We start from the raw sequence: 17590 nt of genomic DNA on the forward strand, positions 1-17590 counted from the left end.
GTAGCCGCAACCCCGCACCGCGATGAACCGGTGATTGACCGGTCAGCGGACCAGCGTGCCGGCGAAGCCGTCGATGAGGCGGTGGAAGGCCCGGCGCCGGTTCGTACGGGGGATCACTCAGCGGGCATGGTCGGTTCGCCGTGCGCCGCCTTCTCGATCAGGTTCTGCCGAGGCCCGGTGAACCACTTCCGCGCGCTGGCGAACCACCAGATCGCGGCCGCACCGACCACGATCGCCACGGCGACGATCGTGTAGTTGAAGTTGCCGGCGGTGACCGGACCGGCCGTCGGGAGGACGAACAGCACGCAGATCACGACGACCCAGACGATCGACAGCCAGCCGACGACCGGGCTCCACCGGCCCAGGTTCCACGGGCCGGGCTGGAAGTCGGGATTCAGCCGCCGGAGCAGCACCGGGGCCACGTACGCGATGTACAGCCCGATGACCGCGATCGAGGTCGCCGCCAGGTAGGCGGTCGTGTTCCAGAGCGACGGCAGCACCAGGATGATCGAGATCGCGACGCACAGCCAGATCGAGTTGGTCGGGGTACCCGTACGCGGGTTGACCTGCTTCCAGATGCGGGAGCCGGGCAGCGCGCCGTCGCGGGCGAACGCGTACGACATCCGGGAGTTCGCGGTGACCGAGGCCATGCCGCAGAACCACTGCGCGACCATGCAGATGAGGAGCAGGAACTCACCCGTGTGCCGGCCGGCCGCGTCGATGAAGATCTGGGCCGGGGGCAGGCCGAGCGACGACGTCCGTTCGGCGTCGTAGTCCTGGATCGACCAGGTGATCGCGAAGAGCAGCACGAAGCCGGCGATCACCGAGACGACCACCGACATCACGATGCCGCGCGGTGCCGCTCGGGAGGCGTCGTGGGTCTCCTCGGCCACGTGCGCCGAGGCGTCGTAGCCGGTGTACGTGTATTGCGCCATGAGCAGGCCGATCAGCACCGCGTAGATGCCCGCGCCGGCGAAGGAGAACCCGGTCGCGTTCTTGACCTCGAAGAACACCTCGTGGATGGGCTTGTGCTGGTCCGGTACGACCGCCAGCACGACCACGATGATCAGCACGCCGACCAGGTGCCACCAGGCGCTCACGTCGGAGAGCAGCCGCACCAGGTTGACGCCGAAGGTGTTGAGCAGGCCGTGCACGACGATGATCACCAGGAAGATCAGGAACGTCTTGCCGGTGGTCACGGTCATGCCGAAGGTCAGGCTGAGGAACGCCGAGGTGGTGATCGCCGCCCCGAAGTCGATGGCCGCGGTGACCGCGACCTCGCCGAGGAAGTTGAACCAGCCGACGAACCAGGCCCAGGCGGCCTTGTTGCGTTTGGCCAGCGCGGCCGTCCACCAGTAGAGGGCGCCGGCGGTCGGATAGGCCGAGCAGATCTCGGCCATCGCCAGGGCGACCAGGGTGACCATGATGCCGACCAGGAGCCACCCGATGGTGATGGCGAAGGGGCCGCCGGCGGCCATGGCGATCGAGTACGACGTGATGGCGCCGGCGAGGATGGAAATGATCGAGAAGGAAACCGCGAAGTTCGAGAAGCCGGAGAGTCGGCGGTGCAGCTCTTGCTGGTAGCCGAGTTGGGCGAGGCGTTCTTCGTCGGTGCTGGCAGCTGGGTTGACGCTCATGTGCGACTCCCTTGACCGAGGGGCGCTGTGACCTGGGCCACCGCGTGCCGTGATGATCTCCCTACGGTGTTACGCACGTCAATGAGCCGCGTTAATTGCGTTGCCCGGCCGATCGGACGAGAGGCACACTCATGGACATGTCAGGGCAACGAATCCTCGCCCTGCCGGTGTTCTGACGCTGGCGTTTCAGCGCGCAGGCCCTCGGCAGGCCTCGCGAACACCCTGGGGCTGTCCAGTCGCCCCTTTCCCGCGGCGGCGCGGGGCGCGGTCACCTCTCTCTTCGGACGCGGGCTTCTGCCTGCGCAGCGCCCGCCCCGCGTCGTCGCATTCAAACCGGTGAAAGCTCAGACGATTTGCCCGAAAAATCTACAGCGTCGAGGCTAGAAATAGGGCCGTGATCGGCATAGAGTTCGGGAGTCGGCCACGCACAGCCGACACGCAACTGGCACAGACGCTTGAGTTGGCTAAGGAGGACGAGATACCGCAGCAACGCGAAATCACGACGTCCCCGACCCGACAAGAGGTGATCGCAGCCGATGCCCATCACTCAGGACGTTCGCTAGCGGCACGCAAGCGAACGACCTCATGCGCCGACGACGGTCGGCTCAAGAATTGAAAAGCCAAGGCCCCGGTTACCCGCCGGGGCCTTGGACTGCGCCAGCGCTGTATACCCGGATGATCCCGGAAGGACAGATGAACAAGACGTTCGACGACGCCGACTACCCGGCATATTCGATGGGCCGTGCCGCCGAGATGATCGGCGTGACCCCGGCTTTTCTCCGCAGTCTCGGCACCGCGGGCCTGATCGAGCCCGAACGCTCCCTCGGCGGCCATCGCCGCTACTCCCGCCACCAGCTGCAGCTCGCCACCCGCGTCCGCCAGTTGCTCGACGCGGGCCTCCCCCTGGCCGCCGCCTGCCGCATCGTCACCCTCGAAGACCGCCTCGAGGCCGCCAAACGCCAGATCCTCGCGCTCGGCGGCACGCTGACCAGCGACGAGGACGCCGGGGTCCCCACACAGACCCGCGCGCCGGTAGCCTGACCCGCACCCCCGGCAGAGGAACCACATGGCCATAGCGTTCGAGCTCGTCGTGAACTTCGGCACCGACCAGGCCGCCGTCGACCGGGCCCGCGCAGCCGTCCTCGACCATCCCCCGCTCGTGGCCGGCGAGCACCGGATCCCGCTCCACCCGCCGCTGCTGTTCACCGCCGACGGCGGCTACCTGGAGATGTCGGTGCTCCCGGTCGGGGTGGGGTGGGGCATCGCCATGGAGCACCGTGCGCCCAGACTCCCGCTCACGCCGGACGAGCTCGATGAAGTGGGCTTCGGCCTCTACGACCTGTTACGCCGGTTCACCGGCTACCTCGCGGCCGTGGTCGGCAAGAACCCGCTGGACCTCGTCGACCTGGACGAGCTCCGCTCCGACTACGCGGACGAGGTGGCCACGGGCCGGCTGCCGGGCCTCGTGCTGGCCGACGAGGTCCACCGGGAGATGCACGGCTCCGGCTTCACCCGGTTCGCGCCCGGTTACCTCTGGATCCCCTACCAGGGTGAGTGGCGGCCCTGACCTCAGCCGACCCGGCGCACGATGGCGAGCAGGGACTCCTCGACGTCCTCGATCGGGCGCTCGGGCATGAACACGAGCCAGTCGACCGCGACCACCAGGCCCACACCGAACAGCGCCGAGGACGACACCCGCACGTCGAGCTCGGCCGGCAGGTCACCCGAGTCGACGCCGGCCTGAAGCGTCTCGGCGATCACCCCGATCGCCTGCTCGCGCAGCAGGATCAGCGTCTGCTGCCACTCGCGATTGGTGCGCCACATCTCGGAGAGCAGCAGCTGGGCGAAGGCCCGGTAGCGCTGGATGTATTCGAGCTGGGTGCGCACCAGCGCCGCGACCGCCTCGCGGGGCGGCAGCCCGGCCACCGCGGCGCGGAACGCGTCGGTCAGCAGGCCGATGCCGTGCCGCAGCAACTCCTCGAACAGGTCGGTCTTCGACTTGAAGTTGTAATAGACGGTGCCCTTGGCGACGCCGGCCCGCAGCGCGATGTCGTCGACCGTGGTGGCGGAGAAGCCCTGCTCGGCGATGAGTTGGACGGCCGCCTCGTAGAGCTTCTGCCGGGTGTCCTCCCGGCGCCGGCTGCGCCCGTCGCCGCTCATCCCGCAGACCTTACCGGTCACAGCACGAGCTCCGGGTGAAGGTCGGCGCCGGTCATCCGGCGCGCCCGGTGGGTCACCCCGAGCGTGAGACTCACGCCGGCGATTCCGTACGCGAGGAGCAGTAACGCCGCATGCCCGACCGTCGAGGCCGCCCCGCCGTCGACCGCGTGCCGCAGCGCCTCGACCGTGTACGTCATCGGCAGCAACGGATGGATCGCCTGGAAGAACCCGGGTGACGTCTCCACCGGATAGGTCCCGCCGGACGACGTGAGCTGCAGCATGAGCAGCGCCAGCGCGACGATCCGCCCGGCCGCCTTGAGGGCCGCGCCGAGCAGCTGCATGATCGCCGCGAACACGGTCGCGGTCAGCATCAGCAGCCCCCAGACCAGCCACGGGTGCACCGGCGAGAGCCCGAGGGCGAACCGCACGACCAGGAACAGCAGGGTCGCCTGAGCCAGCCCGATCGCGACCGCGGGCAGCAGCCCGGCCAGCGCGACCCGGGGTGTCGGCGCCTCGGACATCAGGTAGCGGCGGTTCAGCGGCCGCAGCACCATGAACGTGACCATCGCCCCGACCCAGAGGGCCAGGCTGAGGAAGTAGGGCGCGAAGCCGACGCCGTACGTGCTCGCCGGGTGCCGGACCACGCGGTCGAGCGCGACCGGGTCGGCCAGCACGTCGGCGCGGGAACCGGTGTCGTCGCCGTACCCGGGAATCTGATTCGCCCCGTCGGTGAGGCCCGACGCGAGTTTGCCCGCGCCGGTCTGCAGGTCGCCGAGCCCGTCCGCCAACTGGCGGCCGCCGGTGGAGAGCGTGCCGAGGCCGTCGTCGAGCTGCCGCGCCCCGCTGGCCAGCTGGTAGATGCCGCCGCGCAGGTCGACCGCCCCGGACTTGGCCTGGGTGGTGCCGGTGTGCAGCTGTTTCGCCCCGGTGGCGAGCTGGTCGAGTCCGGCCGACAGCTGGTCGACCTTGGCCCGCCCGGCCGACAACTGGTCGGCGAGGTGCGGGGCGGCCGCCGCGACCTGGCGAGCCGTGGAGGCGACCTGGCGCAGCCGGTCGCGCAGTCCGTTCAGGTCGGCGTCGTGCACTCGCTGCCGCACCTGTTCGGCCTCGTCGACCAGCTGGTTCGCGAGGGCCTTGGCGTCGGCCAGGCCGTCGGTGCCGGCGGGCAGGGTGTCCAGATAGGACCGCAGCGCGCGGGCGTCGTGGACCGCCTTGTCGGCCGCGGTCGAGATCGCACCGACGTTGTCGGCCAGCGCGTCGGCCCCCTTGGCCACCTGGGTGGCGGCGTCCTGGATGGTGGCCGCGTTCTGCCGCAGCACGGGCTCGATGCGGTCGGCCGCGCCGTCGACGACCTTGGCCAGTTGCTGCCCGCCGGCCGCCGCCTGCGCGGTGCCGGTGGCCAGCTGCTCGGCGCCGTTGTCGAGCCGCGTCAGCCCGGCCACCAGGTCGTTCGCGCCCCGGCCGGCCGTTCCCAGCCCGTTCGCCAGTCGGCCCGCCCCGGCGTGGGCACGATCGATGCCGTCGGACAGCTCGGATGCGCCGGTCTCCGCCTGGTCGGCGCCGCTCCTCACCTGGGAGGCCCCGTCCGCGGCCTGCTGCGTCCGGTGCTTCAGATCGGTGAAGCCGATCAGCATCTTGTCGAAATATCCGGATGAGGCGCTCGCGGCGGCGGCCGCGCGAACCTCGTCGAAGGCCGTCCGCGCGAACACCCCGGACAGATAGTTCGTGGCGTCGTCGCTGACCGCCCGCAGCTGGGCCGCCTCGGGGGCGGAGGACGGATCCGGGCCGGTCACCAGGTCGGACGAGAAGTCGCTCGGGATGCGCAGCATCAGCTGGTACCTGCCGCTCTCCAGGCCCTTCTCGGCCGCCCGCTCGCCGGTCACGTGCCAGTCGAAGATCTGGCGCCGGACCAGCTCGTCGGCCAGGTCCTGTCCGGCGTGCACGGTCGTGCCGTCGGTCGCCGTGGCGGTGCGGTCCTCGACGACCAGGGCGGCCGGGATGTGGTTGAGATGGCCGTAGGGGTCCCAGAACGCGGCCAGGTAGAGCGCGCCGTAGAGCAGCGGGATCACGGCCAGCACCACGACGGCCGCGGTGGTCAGCCGGCCACGGAAGAAACGGCGCAGCTCCAGCCACGCCAGCGACAAGGTCCTCATCAGGACACCCCCAGGTCGATCACTTCGGTCACCCGTCCCGGGTCGATCTCGCGGGCGGTGACCAGCACCGCGATGCCCCGCTCGGAAAGCTCCTCGATCAGCTCCCAGAGCCGCGCCTGCTCCCCCTGGTCGAGCCCGTCGTCCAGGCCGTCCAGCGCGATCACCTGCGGCTCACTGAGACCCGCCAGGATCAAACCCAGAACCTGTTTCTCGTACGGCGTGAGCTCCCGCCCCGGCTTCTCGGGTGCGAGGCCGTGCAGTTCCACGCCGGCCGCCTCACTCCCGGGCCGTCCGAGCAGCGCCAGCCGTTCGCGGACGTGCTCGGCGACCGTGAAGACCGGTTCCGGCGCCTCGACTTCGGGGACGTGACCAAGGGACGGCGTACGGGAAAAGGAGAGTGACCCGGCGCCCAGCCGGAACCGGCCCGCCAGGGCGAGCAGCGCGGTCGTGCGGCCGCTGCCGGGCGGCCCGACCACCGCGACGATCTCGCCGGCCGCGACCGTCACGTCGAGGTCCCGGAAAAGCCACCGGCGCCGCCTACGCACGCCCGCACCCCGCGCTTCGAGCACCGACATTCTGTCACCTTCTTTGCACTGACTGGTCAGTCTAAAAACATACCCGCATCGGTGATCATTCACGTCGTCCGGTGGTGGACCTCACCCCGTTCGCCGGGCAGGATCGACGGCATGGCGAACCGCTGGGGCATGACCATTCCATTGAGCGGCGTGCCGCTCGCCGACCACGCCGCCGTCTACCAGGCGCTGGGCGACGCCGGCTTCACCGACCTGTGGTCCTCCGAGGTGGCCGGCACCGACGCCTTCACGCCGCTCGCGCTCGCCTCGGCCTGGGCCCCCCGCCTGCGACTCGGCACCGCCGTCGCCCCGGTCTACACCCGCGGCCCCGGCCTGCTCGCGATGACCGCCGCCGCCCTGGCCGAGGCCGCCCCCGGCCGCTTCCAGCTCGGCATCGGCGCGTCCTCCCCGGTCGTCGTCGGCGACTGGAACGCGATCCCGTTCGAATCCCCGTACGCCCGCTGCCGCGACATGCTCCGCTTCCTACGCGCGGCCCTGAACGGCGAACTGGTCGACAAGTCCTACGAGACGTTCCAGATCCGCCGCTTCCGCCTCGAACGCCCGCCGGCCGACCCACCGGCCCTGCTGCTGGCCGCCCTGCGCCCCGGCATGCTGCGCCTGGCCGCCGCCGAAGCCGACGGCGTGATCCTCAACTGGCTGGCCGCCTCCGACGTGCCGACCGCCCTGGCCGAGACCACCCGGGCCCGCCCCGACTTCGAGGTCGCGGCCCGCATCTTCGTCTGCCCGACCGACGACACCGCCTACGCCCGCACGATCGGCCGCCGCCTGATCACCGCCTACCTGACCGTCCCGGCGTACGCCGCCTTCCACCGCTGGCTGGGCCGCACCGACATCCTGACCCCGATGTGGGAGGCGTGGGCGGCCGGCAACCGCAAGGGCGCCCTGGCCGCCATCCCGGACGACCTGGTCGACGCCCTGGTCGTCCACGGCACCCCGGAGTCCTGCCGCGACCAGGTCGAGGCCTACGCGGCGGCCGGCATCACGGTCCCGGTGATGGCCCTGCTCCCGACCCCGGAACTCGACGCCGGCGGCGCCCCCGCCCTGACCAAGCTCTTGACGGCCCTGGGCCGCTGACCCGAGGCGCACCGCGTGGAAGAAGAGTAAGTGCAGGTCGTGGGCGAAAAGGAGAACCGGGAGGCGATGCGGGAGCGGCGCGTGGCCGAGCCCGGGGCAACGGAGGCATACGAGGCCGCGCGTCTGGCGTTCGAGCTCGGCCGGGCCGTTCGGGAGCTTCACGAGCGCCACGGCTGGAGCCGGACACGGGTTCGAGCCGCGCACCGACGCGGCGTAGCGCACCGGACCGGATTCGGACTCCGGTCGGGCGGCGGCTTCCCGGGCCGCCGCGTCGCCGGGGTCGTAATCAGCTCTGGAGCGAGCACGGCCGACGCCAGCGTCTTACGGTCCTGACTCTGCCGGTAAACGCAGTCGGCCACCCCGAATCGGGCGCCCTCGGACCCGTGTCAGCGCTCCAGCAGGGCGCGGGCGCCTTCCGGGTGGGTTTCGCCGCGGGCCGGCGGGAGGGCGGAGAGCCGGTCGAGCTGGGCGGGGGTGAGCCGTACCTCGTCGGCGGCGGCGTTTTCCTCCAGGCGGGTCACGCGCTTGGTGCCGGGAATCGGGGCGATGTCGTCGCCCTGGGCCAGCAGCCACGCTATCGCCACCTGGGCCGGGGTTGCGCCGGCGTCGGCGGCCACCGCGTTGACCTCGTCGGCCAGGCGCAGGTTGTGCTGGAAGTTGTCGCCGGTGAAGCGGGGGTTGTCGCGGCGGAAGTCACCCTCGGCGAAGCCGGACCCGTCGCGGATCGTGCCGGTGAAGAGGCCGCGGCCGAGGGGTGAGAACGGGACCAGGCCGATGCCCAGTTCGCGGAGGACGGGCCGGATGCGGGCCTCGATGCCGCGCGTCCACAGCGAGTATTCCGACTGGACGGCCGTGACGGGATGCACCGCATTCGCGCGGCGGATGGTGTCCGGGCCGGCCTCGGAAAGGCCGAAATAGCGGACCTTCCCGTCGGCGACCAGTGACGCCACGGTGCCCGCGGTCTCCTCGATCGGGGTTAGAGGGTCGACGCGGTGCTGGTAGTAGAGGTCGATGTGATCGGTGCCGAGGCGCTTGAGGGAGCCCTCGACCGCGGCGCGGATGTTGGCCGGGCTGGAGTCGGCGTTGCGCCCGTCGCCGGCGGCGTGCGAGATCAGGCCGAACTTGGTGGCGAGCACGACCTGGTCGCGGCGACCCTGGAGCGCGCGGCCGATCAGTTCCTCGTTGATGTAGGGGCCGTAGACCTCGGCGGTGTCGATCAGGGTGACACCGAGGTCGATCGCCCGGTGCACGGTGCGGATCGACTCGGCGTCGTCGGTGCCGGCGCCGGTGTAGCCGTGGGACATGCCCATCGCGCCCAGGCCGATGCGGGCGACATCCAGATCACGGAGCTTGATGTGCTTCATGACCTCCATGCAACTCCGCCGGGCGCCGATCCGGGAGGTTCTGCCGTTACCTCCATGCCGGGAGAACCCCGAGAGCCGCGAGCGCCCGGATGGCCGGGAGAGCCGGCGCCGGCGGCCGGCGACGGCCTTGCGTCGCGGCGGGCCGGTCCGCAAACCCCGGGACGGTCACGCTCTGCTTTTGCTCACGGTTTCCTCCCGTACGCAAACAGAGCGCGAGGCCCACTCCGAAGAGTGAGCCCCGCGGGGTCGGTGACTACTCGCTGTCGGCGAGAATCGCATAGAGCTTGCGCTTCGTCTCGTTGAGGATCTCGAGGGCGCGGTCGCGCTGCTCGGGCGTGCCGTTGAAACCGACCTGCTTGAGGGCGCTCATGATGCCGACCGCCGCGTCGCGGAAGTCCTGCACCTGGTTCATCGTGTCGTCGCCGATCTCGGACCACGGCGGGTTCTGCGCGGCGGTCTCGGCCTCGGGGCGCCCGTCGTCGGTGAGGCGGTAGCTCTTGCGGCCGCCCTCCGCCTCGGGTGCGATCAGGCCCTCGTCTTCCAGGAGTTGGAGGGTCGGGTAGATCGAGCCGGGGCTGGGACGCCAGATGCCGTTGGTGCGCGCGTCGAGCTCCTGGATGATCTCGTAACCGTGCATGGGCCGCTCGAGGAGCAGGGCCAGGACGGCCGAGCGGACGTTGGGGCGGCCGCGGCCGCCGCGTCGCCGGCCGCCGCGCTGGCCCCAGGGGCCGCCGCCGAAGTCGGGGCCGGGGCCGCCTCCGCCGAAGGGGAAGCCGGGCGGGAAGCCGAAGCCTCCGCCGCGCATGCGCCGACCGTGACCGTGCATGAAGTCTTCGTGGATGTGTCGCATGACTATCTCCAAGCTGTCGTTGATACGTTGACGATATATCGGCAACGTATCAAGATGCAAGGGTTTCTTCGACAGAAGTCGAGAGGAGGGACCGCCGTGGGTGTCAACGGGCAGCGATCTGGCAATGTGATACCCGTGCTTACGGTGCCGCTTCGCCAACTCGGGGAGTCCGAGCGCGCGGCGGTCGAGAAGATCCTCGACCGCGACCCCTACGCCGGTGCGCAGATCGCCGAGCGGGTCGCCGCGCACGGGCTGAACTGGTGGCGTTCCGACGGGCGCATCTTCGGCTACGGCGCCGGGCGCAAGGTGGAGTCGCTGATCTGGTCGGGCGCCCACCTGGTGCCGGTCTGCGCGACACCGACCGCGGTGGCCGCGTTCGCCGACATGCTCGGCGCCGAGCCCCGCATCTGCTCGTCGATCATCGGCCGGTCCGACGCGGTGCTCGACCTCTGGTCGCGGCTCGGCGGGCACTGGGGCCGGGCGCGTGACGTGCGGCCCCATCAGCCCCTGCTGGTGGCCGAGCAGGATCCGCCGATCGAGCCCGACCCGGCCGTGCGCCTGGTGCGGCCGGCCGAGGTCGACCAGCTCTTCCCCGCCGCCGTCGCGATGTACACCGAGGAGGTCGGCGTCTCACCGCTGATCGACGACGGCGGCCGCGGCTACCGGCGGCGGATCGCCGAGCTGGTCAAGGGCAAGCGGGCGTACGCCCGGTTCCACGGCGACCGGGTGATCTTCAAGGCCGAGCTGGCGATCGTGACCAAGCGCACGACCCAGGTGCAGGGTGTGTGGGTCGACCCGGAGTTCCGGGGGCGCGGGCTGGCCGCCGGATGCATGGCCGCGGTGGTGCACGACGCGCTGCGGCGCGTGGCACCGACCGTCAGCCTCTATGTGAACGACTACAACACGGCGGCCCGCCGGGTCTACGCCAAATGCGGCTTCGTCTCGGCGGGCTCGTTCGCGACGGTGCTGTTCTAGTGGACCGTCACCTGCGGGCCGGGCAGTAGCTCGCGCAGCTCCTCGGGCAGGTCGGCGCCCATCTCGTCGGCCAGCCGGAGGGCCTCCTCGATCAGCGTCTCGACGATGATCGACTCGGGGACCGTCTTGATGACCTGGCCCTTGACGAAGATCTGACCCTTGCCGTTGCCCGACGCTACGCCCAGGTCGGCCTCGCGGGCCTCGCCGGGACCATTGACGACGCAGCCCATGACCGCCACGCGCAGCGGCACCGGCAGGCCCTCGAGCCCGGCGGTGACCTGCTCGGCGAGCGTGTAGACGTCGACCTGGGCCCGGCCGCAGGACGGGCAGGAGACGATCTCGAGACCGCGCTCGCGCAGGCCGAGCGACTCGAGGATCGCGTTGCCGACCTTGACCTCCTCGACCGGCGGGGCGGAGAGCGAGACCCGGATGGTGTCGCCGATACCCTCGGCCAGCAGCGCGCCGAACGCGGTCGCCGACTTGATCGTGCCCTGGAAGGACGGGCCGGCCTCGGTCACGCCGAGGTGCAGCGGGTAGTCGCACTGCTCGGCCAGCTGACGGTAGGCCCGGATCATGACGACCGGGTCGTTGTGCTTGACCGAGATCTTGATGTCGCGGAAGCCGTGCTCCTCGAACAGCGAGCACTCCCAGAGGGCCGACTCGACCAGCGCCTCGGCGGTGGCCTTGCCGTACTTCTCGAGCAGGCGCTTGTCGAGCGAGCCCGCGTTGACGCCGATGCGGATCGGGGTGCCGGTCTCGGAGGCCCGGCGGGCGATCTCCTTGACCTGGTCGTCGAACTTACGGATGTTGCCCGGGTTGACCCGGACCGCCGCGCAGCCGGCGTCGATCGCGGCGAACACGTACTTCGGCTGGAAGTGGATGTCGGCGATGACCGGGATCTGCGACTTCTTGGCGATCGCCGGCAGCGCCTCGACGTCGTCCTGGGAGGGCACGGCCACCCGGACGATCTGGCAACCGGAGGCGGTGAGTTCCGCGATCTGCTGCAACGTGGCGTTGACGTCGGCCGTGAGCGTGGTGGTCATCGACTGCACACTGACCGGGGCACCGCCGCCGACCAGCACACCACCGACGTTGATCTGGCGGCTGTGGCGGCGGGGGGCGAGAGGCGGCGGGGGTACGGCGGGCATTCCGAGGCTGACTGCGGTCACTTCACATCACCTGTCAGAAGAGCTTGATCGGGTTGACGATGTCGGCGGTGACCGTGAGCACGGTGAACGCACCGCCGATGAGGATCACTGCGTAGGTGAGAGGCATCAGCTTGTAGTAGTCGACCCGGCCGGGGTCGGGCTTCCGCAGTCGAGCATAGATCCACGACCGTGCTCTTTCGTACCAGGCGATCGCGATGTGACCACCGTCCACCGGCAGCAGCGGGAACAGGTTGAAGATGCCGATGAAGACGTTGAGCGCGATGAACACGCTGAGGAACACCTCGGGAACACCGTGTTGCAGCGCCTCGCCGCCGATGCGGCTGGCTCCGACCACGCTGATCGGGGTGTCGGGGTCACGCTCGCCACCGGTGATCGAGTGCCAGAGGGCCGGCACGCGCTGGGGCACCCGGCCGATCGCCGAGAACGTGTTCTTCACCAGGTACCACGCGTAGTCGCCGGTCGCCGGGACCGCGCCGGCCGCGTCGTATTTGATGATCGCCGGGACGGCGTTGTTGTCCCACGCCACACCGGCCACCGCGACGCTCGACAGCGGGCCGTTCGGATTGTCGACCGGGGCCCGCTGGGCGCTCTTCAGATCGACCTTGACGGTCTGGGTGACGCCGCCACGGGTGTACGTGAAGTCGGTCGGGCCCGGCTTCTGCTCCCGGATCGCGTTGGTCAGCTGCTCGAAGGTGGACACCGGCGTGGTGCCGACCTGAGTGATCACATCACCGTTCCGCAGGCCGGCCGCCTTGGCCGGAGCGGCCACGCCGGAGCCCTGCCCGATCGTGCAGTCGGGCACGTTGGTCAGCTGCACACAGTCGCTGACCTGGATCTGCGCCGACTCCTGGGCCGCGGTCTGCGGGTAGTCGAGGTTTTGCAGGCCGATCGTCATCGCGGCGATCCAGGTGGCGACGATGGCCAGCACGAAGTGGGTGACCGAGCCGGCACCCATCACGATCGTGCGCTTCCAGACCGGGAACCGCCACATCGCGCGCGGCTCGTCCTCCGGCGCGACGTCGTCGTCCTGCGGCGTCATGCCGACGATCTTGCAGAAGCCGCCGAGCGGGATCGCCTTCAGCCCGTACTCGGTCTCGCCGACGTGGAACGAGAAGATCGTCGGGCCGAAGCCGACGAAGTATCGGGTCACCTTCATCCCGAACCGCTTCGCGGTGATCATGTGACCCAGCTCGTGCAGGCTCACCGAGACGAGGATGCAGGCGGCAAAGGCCGCCACGCCCACCCAGTACAACAGCATCAGGCTCCGATCATCCGTCGTGCCTGGGCACGAGCCCACGCCTCCGCGGTGAGCACGTCGTCGACGGTACCCGGTTCGGCAAAGTCGGGGGCCGCCGCGAGCACCCTCTCCAGGGTGTCGACGATGCCCAGAAAAGGTAGCCGACCGGACACGAAAGCCGCCACGCACTCCTCGTTGGCCGCGTTGAAGATCGCCGGTCGGCAGGCGCCGGTGCGGCCCGCCTCCTTGGCCAGCCGGACCGCCGGGAACGCCTCGTCGTCGAGCGGGCGCAGCTCCCAGTTGTGCGCCTCCCGCCAGTCGACGGCGGCCGCCGCGTGCGGCACCCGCTCCGGCCAGGCCAGGGCGAGCGCGATCGGCAGGCGCATGTCGGGCGGGCTGGCCTGCGCGAGCGTCGAACCGTCGGTGAACTCGACCATCGAGTGCAGGTACGACTGGGGATGGACCATGACCTCGATGTCGTCGTACGGCACCGCGAACAACTCGTGCGCCTCGATCACCTCGAGCCCCTTGTTCACCATCGTCGCCGTGTTGATCGTGACGACCGGCCCCATGTCCCAGGTCGGGTGCTTGAGCGCGTCGTCGACCGTGACGTTCGCCAGCTCCTCGCGCCGGCGGCCGCGGAACGCCCCGCCGCTCGCGGTCAGGATCAGCCGCCGCACCTCCTCGCGCGCGCCGCCGCGCAGGCACTGGGCGAGCGCCGAATGCTCGGAGTCGACCGGCACGATCTGGCCCGGCTTGGCCGCCCGGCGCACCAGCGGGCCGCCCGCGACCAGCGACTCCTTGTTGGCCAGGGCGAGAATGCGGCCCGCCTCGAGAGCGGCCAGGGTGGGCGCCAGGCCGAGGCTGCCGACCACGCCGTTGAGCACGACGTCGCACGGCACCCGGGCCAGCTCGGTCATCGCGTCGGGGCCGGCCACGATCCGCGGGATCTTGAAGTCGCCGGTGGCGTAACCGCGCTTCTGCGCCACCCCGTAGAAGGCGAGCTGCAGGTCCTGCACGGTCGACGAGTGAGCCACGCCGACCACATCGACCCCGAGCTCCAGGGCCTGAGCGGCGAGAAGCTCCACGTTGCCGCCGCCGGCCCCCAGCGCCACCACCCGGAACCGGTCGGGATTGCGCTTCACGATGTCGATGGCCTGAGTGCCGATGGATCCGGTCGAGCCGAGCAGAACGAGGTCGCGCATGGCGCCCATCTTCCCGCGAAGTGGGTATGGCTGGGGCATGTGGGGGTGGCTGAAGCCGTTGCACGGGCGTGACGTGGCACTGCGGGCCGCCGCGGTCACCTTCTACGCCGGGATCGCGGTCGTGCCGATCGCGCTGCTGGCGATCTGGGTGACCGGCTACCTGGTCGGCGCCGACCGGGTCCGGCGGCTCACCGGGCACACCATCGCGGCCCTGCCGGACGAGATCGGCGCACCCCGGGCCCTGAGCGCGCTGATCTCCGCCGGACTGCACCTTTCGCCGTGGTTCGCCCTGGCCAGCGTGCTCCCGGCCACGTTCTACGGCGAAGGGCTGCGGCGGGCGTTCGTGTCGCTGCGCGACACTCCGGAGTCGTTCGTCGGCTGGCGCGGCCGCCTGCTCTGGCTGCCGCCGCTGGCGGCCGCCCCGGCGCTGCTGCTGGCGATGTTTCTCGCGCTCCCCGCGACCAGCGCTTTATGGGTACGCGGCGGCTGGTACTCGGTCCTCGCGGTGGTGTTGTCGTTCCTCGCCGCGTGGCTGGTCCTCACCCCGGTCGTCGTCTGGGTCTACCGGTACGTCGCCCCGGACCGCCCCGCCTGGCCGGCCGCGCTCGCCGTCGGGTCGTTCACCGCCGCCAACCTCTCCGGCTTCCTGCACGGCTTCGTGCTGTTCTGCTCGCTCCCGCTCAACCTCGGCGCGCCCTTCGGCGGCTTCACCGAGATCGGCGGAACGGTTGCCGTCGGCCTCTGGCTGTACGTATTCCACGTCATCCTGCTCGCCGGATATGCCGCCACACGCAGCGCAAGCGAATACCTGCGTAATCGGGCGTCCCACTAGCGCCCGATTCGTCGGCGTAACACCTCGGCCGGACTGGCTACGCTTGCTCGCCATGGAGCACGACTACCCCTCCCACGCCGACGTGGTGATCATCGGAGCCGGCCACAACGGTCTCGTCTCGGCGGTTCTACTCGCCCGCGCCGGTCTCGACGTCGTCGTGCTCGAGGCCGCCGACATGCTCGGCGGTGCCACCCGCACCGAGCACCCCTTCCCCCGGGTGCCCGGCCTCGGCCAGTCCACCGGGTCCTACCTGCTCGGTCTGATGCCCCCCGAGCTGCTGCGCACGCTCGACGTCGACATCCCGGTGCTGCGCCGCGACCCGCACTACTTCCTGCCCACGCCCGGCCCGGCCGGCTCGCCTTATCTGCTGTTCGGGCGCGACCGCTCGGCGATGCGGGCGCAGATGGAACGCTTCTTCCACCCCCGCGACATCGCGGCCGAAGAGGCACTCGCGATCGAGATCGGCGCGCTGCGCGCCGATCTCGCGCCGGCCTGGCTCGAGGAGCCGGGCACGGTCGAGGAGATCGCCGACCGGCACATCCGGCCGGCGCTGCAGAGCACCTTCATCGATCTCGTACGCGGTTCGGTCGCCGACTACCTGGCCCGCTTCGGCTTCAAGAGCGAGCTGCTGACCAGCATGTACGCGGTGACCGACGGCCTGTCCGGGCTCAACGCGGGCCCCGACGACCCGGGCACCGGGCACAACTTCCTGGTCCACAACATGTGCCGGCTGCCCGACTCCGACGGCACCTGGATGATCGCCCGCGGCGGCATGGGCACGGTCTCCCGTGTCTTCTCCGACGCCGCCCGGGCCGCCGGCGCTCAGCTCTTCACCTCCTCGCCGGTCTCGGCCGTCACGGTCGAGAGCGGCGCGGCCAGCGGGGTCGTGCTGGCCGACGGCCGTTCCATCGGCGCCCGGGTCGTGCTCGGCAGCTGCGACCCTTACCAACTGATGTCGCTGGTGCCGTCCGGCGCGCTGCCCGGCCCCTTGACCGACCGGATGGCCGCCGTGCGCCGCACCGGCACGACGCTGAAGGTCAACCTGGCGCTGCGTGACCTGCCACAGTTCTCGTGCCTGCCCGCCGGAGCGCCGTCACCGTTCGGCTCGACGATCCACCTGCTGCCGGGCTCGGCCGGGCTGGCGGGCGCGACCACGGATTCCCCGATGGCCGCCCTGCGGGCGATGTGGGACGACGTCCAGGCCGGCCGGCTGCCGGCCGAGCCGACCATCGAGTGGTACGTGCACACGACGGTCGACCCGTCGCTGCAGGACGAGGCCGGCCACCACTCGTCGGCCCTGTTCGTCCAGTCGGTGCCATACTCGCTCGCCGGCACGACCTGGGACGCGGCGCTGCCCGGCTACATCACGCAGCTGCTGGCCATCTGCGACCGCTACGCGCCGGGCACGTCCGACCTGGTAGCCGACATGATGCCGCTCACCCCGCCGGGCATCGAGGAGCACTTCGGCATCACGGGCGGCCACATCCACCACGTCGACAACACGGTCGCCTTCAACGAGCGGATGCCCTATTTCACCGGGCTGGACGGCCTCTACGCGGGCTCGGCCGGCGCCCACCCGGCGGGCAGCGTCATCGGCGCGGCCGGCCACAACGCGGCCCGCCGCATCCTGAAAGACCTCGGGGTCTAAGTCAGCGGAAGACGATAGGTGCGCTCCCGGCCGTACGAGACGAATCCCACCCGCCGCAGGATCGGGGAGCTCGTGGTGACGCGGCCGCGGGTCAACGCCATCGTGGCGCCTCGTTCGGCGGCATAGCTGAGGCGGCCGGCGACCAGGGCCCGATAGACGCCGCGGCCGCGGTAGGCCTCGAGCACGGCGCCGCCCCACAGCCGGGCCACGCCGCCGGCCAGCCTGATGCCGGCGAGCGCGACCGGGGCGCCGCCGAAGTAGGCGACGACGACCCCTCCGGTCCCCGCGGCGAGCGTGTCGCGGTTGGCCGCCGCCCGCTGAGCGAGCACGTCGTCGTCGGCCCGGTCGCCGCCGAAGACGGTGACCCCGACCGTGTTGGCGTCGCGGGCAATCTCCGGCGTCGTCCGCCATCGCAGCCGAAGCTCGGCCGACCCGGGCTCCACTGACGGCCCGGGCACCCCGGACGGCCCGGGCACCCCGGACGGCCCGAGCATCCCGAAGGGCCCGGACGGCCCTGACGGCCCGGACGGCCCGGACGGCCCTGACGGCCGGACGGCCCGGACGGCCCGGGCGCCACGACGCGCGATTCGGGGGTCTCGGTGGCGGGCGGCACCGGGCGGGCGAGCACGTCGGCGGTGTCGATCAGCCGGGCGCGGCGGCGGAGCAGCGCCTCGTCGAGGCCGTCGGGCGCGC

16 protein-coding genes are annotated in these 17590 nt (G+C 71.0%); 6 read left to right on the forward strand and 10 right to left on the reverse strand.

All coding sequences use genetic code 11. The features are described 5' to 3' along the window. Positions 1-113: 113 nt before the first annotated feature. The gene (locus AB0M88_RS40740) at positions 114-1637 is read right to left on the reverse strand and encodes an amino acid permease (protein ID WP_364111326.1); all 1524 of its coding nucleotides are present in this window, start codon (positions 1635-1637) and stop codon (positions 114-116) included. A gap of 693 nt (positions 1638-2330) precedes the next feature. On the opposite strand from AB0M88_RS40740, the gene AB0M88_RS40745 reads away from it, so the two are divergent. After that, on the forward strand, positions 2331-2678 hold the full coding sequence (locus AB0M88_RS40745) for a MerR family transcriptional regulator (protein ID WP_364111328.1): 348 nt from the start codon (positions 2331-2333) through the stop codon (positions 2676-2678). Positions 2679-2703: 25 nt separating this feature from the next. Beyond that, positions 2704-3204, forward strand: coding sequence for a hypothetical protein (locus tag AB0M88_RS40750; RefSeq protein WP_364111330.1), 501 nt, complete (start codon positions 2704-2706; stop codon positions 3202-3204). A 2-nt stretch (positions 3205-3206) separates the two neighbouring features. Here the strand turns inward: AB0M88_RS40750 and AB0M88_RS40755 are convergent, their stop codons facing one another. From AB0M88_RS40755 to AB0M88_RS40765, 3 genes are read right to left on the reverse strand one after another with little or no spacing between them, the layout of a single operon-like run. Then, positions 3207-3797 (reverse strand): TetR/AcrR family transcriptional regulator, encoded by a 591-nt coding sequence (locus AB0M88_RS40755; protein ID WP_364111332.1) that lies wholly within the window; start codon positions 3795-3797, stop codon positions 3207-3209. A gap of 17 nt (positions 3798-3814) precedes the next feature. Next, positions 3815-5950 (reverse strand): YhgE/Pip domain-containing protein, encoded by a 2136-nt coding sequence (locus AB0M88_RS40760; RefSeq protein WP_364111334.1) that lies wholly within the window; start codon positions 5948-5950, stop codon positions 3815-3817. Then, positions 5950-6525, reverse strand: a complete 576-nt coding sequence (locus AB0M88_RS40765; RefSeq protein WP_364111336.1) for an ATP-binding cassette domain-containing protein — start codon at positions 6523-6525, stop codon at positions 5950-5952. The genes AB0M88_RS40760 and AB0M88_RS40765 overlap by 1 nt, the downstream gene beginning before the upstream one ends. Before the next feature lie 111 nt (positions 6526-6636). Here AB0M88_RS40765 and AB0M88_RS40770 point away from each other — a divergent pair, with 111 nt between their 5' ends. Next, positions 6637-7617 carry an LLM class F420-dependent oxidoreductase gene (locus tag AB0M88_RS40770; RefSeq protein ID WP_364111338.1) on the forward strand — a complete coding sequence of 327 codons (981 nt, stop codon included), beginning with the start codon at positions 6637-6639 and terminating at the stop codon, positions 7615-7617. 386 nt (positions 7618-8003) lie between these two features. On the opposite strand, the gene AB0M88_RS40775 is transcribed toward AB0M88_RS40770, so the two are convergent. Continuing rightward, positions 8004-8981, reverse strand: a complete 978-nt coding sequence (locus AB0M88_RS40775; RefSeq protein WP_364111340.1) for an aldo/keto reductase — start codon at positions 8979-8981, stop codon at positions 8004-8006. 253 nt (positions 8982-9234) lie between these two features. Further along, positions 9235-9831 (reverse strand): PadR family transcriptional regulator, encoded by a 597-nt coding sequence (locus AB0M88_RS40780; protein WP_364111342.1) that lies wholly within the window; start codon positions 9829-9831, stop codon positions 9235-9237. Between the two features lie 135 nt (positions 9832-9966). Between AB0M88_RS40780 and AB0M88_RS40785 the strand changes: the two genes are divergently transcribed. After that, positions 9967-10806, forward strand: a complete 840-nt coding sequence (locus AB0M88_RS40785; RefSeq protein WP_364111344.1) for a GNAT family N-acetyltransferase — start codon at positions 9967-9969, stop codon at positions 10804-10806. Here AB0M88_RS40785 and ispG read toward each other — a convergent pair. The 3 genes from ispG to dxr are packed head-to-tail and all read right to left on the reverse strand — an operon-like array spanning position 10803 to position 14426. Further along, positions 10803-11975: a flavodoxin-dependent (E)-4-hydroxy-3-methylbut-2-enyl-diphosphate synthase gene (gene ispG / locus AB0M88_RS40790; protein WP_364111346.1), complete on the reverse strand. Its 1173-nt coding sequence runs from the start codon at positions 11973-11975 to the stop codon at positions 10803-10805. The genes AB0M88_RS40785 and ispG overlap by 4 nt on opposite strands. 13 nt (positions 11976-11988) lie before the next feature. After that, on the reverse strand, positions 11989-13230 hold the full coding sequence (locus tag AB0M88_RS40795; protein ID WP_364111379.1) for a site-2 protease family protein: 1242 nt from the start codon (positions 13228-13230) through the stop codon (positions 11989-11991). Between the two features lie 2 nt (positions 13231-13232). Beyond that, positions 13233-14426: a 1-deoxy-D-xylulose-5-phosphate reductoisomerase gene (gene dxr / locus AB0M88_RS40800; RefSeq protein ID WP_364111381.1), complete on the reverse strand. Its 1194-nt coding sequence runs from the start codon at positions 14424-14426 to the stop codon at positions 13233-13235. A gap of 28 nt (positions 14427-14454) precedes the next feature. Here dxr and AB0M88_RS40805 point away from each other — a divergent pair, with 28 nt between their 5' ends. Next, the gene (locus AB0M88_RS40805; RefSeq protein WP_364111348.1) at positions 14455-15249 is read left to right on the forward strand and encodes a YhjD/YihY/BrkB family envelope integrity protein; all 795 of its coding nucleotides are present in this window, start codon (positions 14455-14457) and stop codon (positions 15247-15249) included. 52 nt (positions 15250-15301) lie between these two features. Beyond that, a complete protein-coding gene (locus AB0M88_RS40810; RefSeq protein ID WP_364111350.1) occupies positions 15302-16897 on the forward strand; it encodes an NAD(P)/FAD-dependent oxidoreductase in 1596 nt (531 codons plus the stop codon). Here the strand turns inward: AB0M88_RS40810 and AB0M88_RS40815 are convergent. Beyond that, positions 16894-17340 (reverse strand): GNAT family N-acetyltransferase, encoded by a 447-nt coding sequence (locus AB0M88_RS40815; protein WP_364111352.1) that lies wholly within the window; start codon positions 17338-17340, stop codon positions 16894-16896. The two genes, AB0M88_RS40810 and AB0M88_RS40815, sit on opposite strands and share 4 nt — an antisense overlap. Positions 17341-17590: the final 250 nt, after the last annotated feature.

This window comes from Actinoplanes sp. NPDC051411, assembly GCF_040682075.1.
Taxonomy (GTDB): domain Bacteria; phylum Actinomycetota; class Actinomycetes; order Mycobacteriales; family Micromonosporaceae; genus Actinoplanes.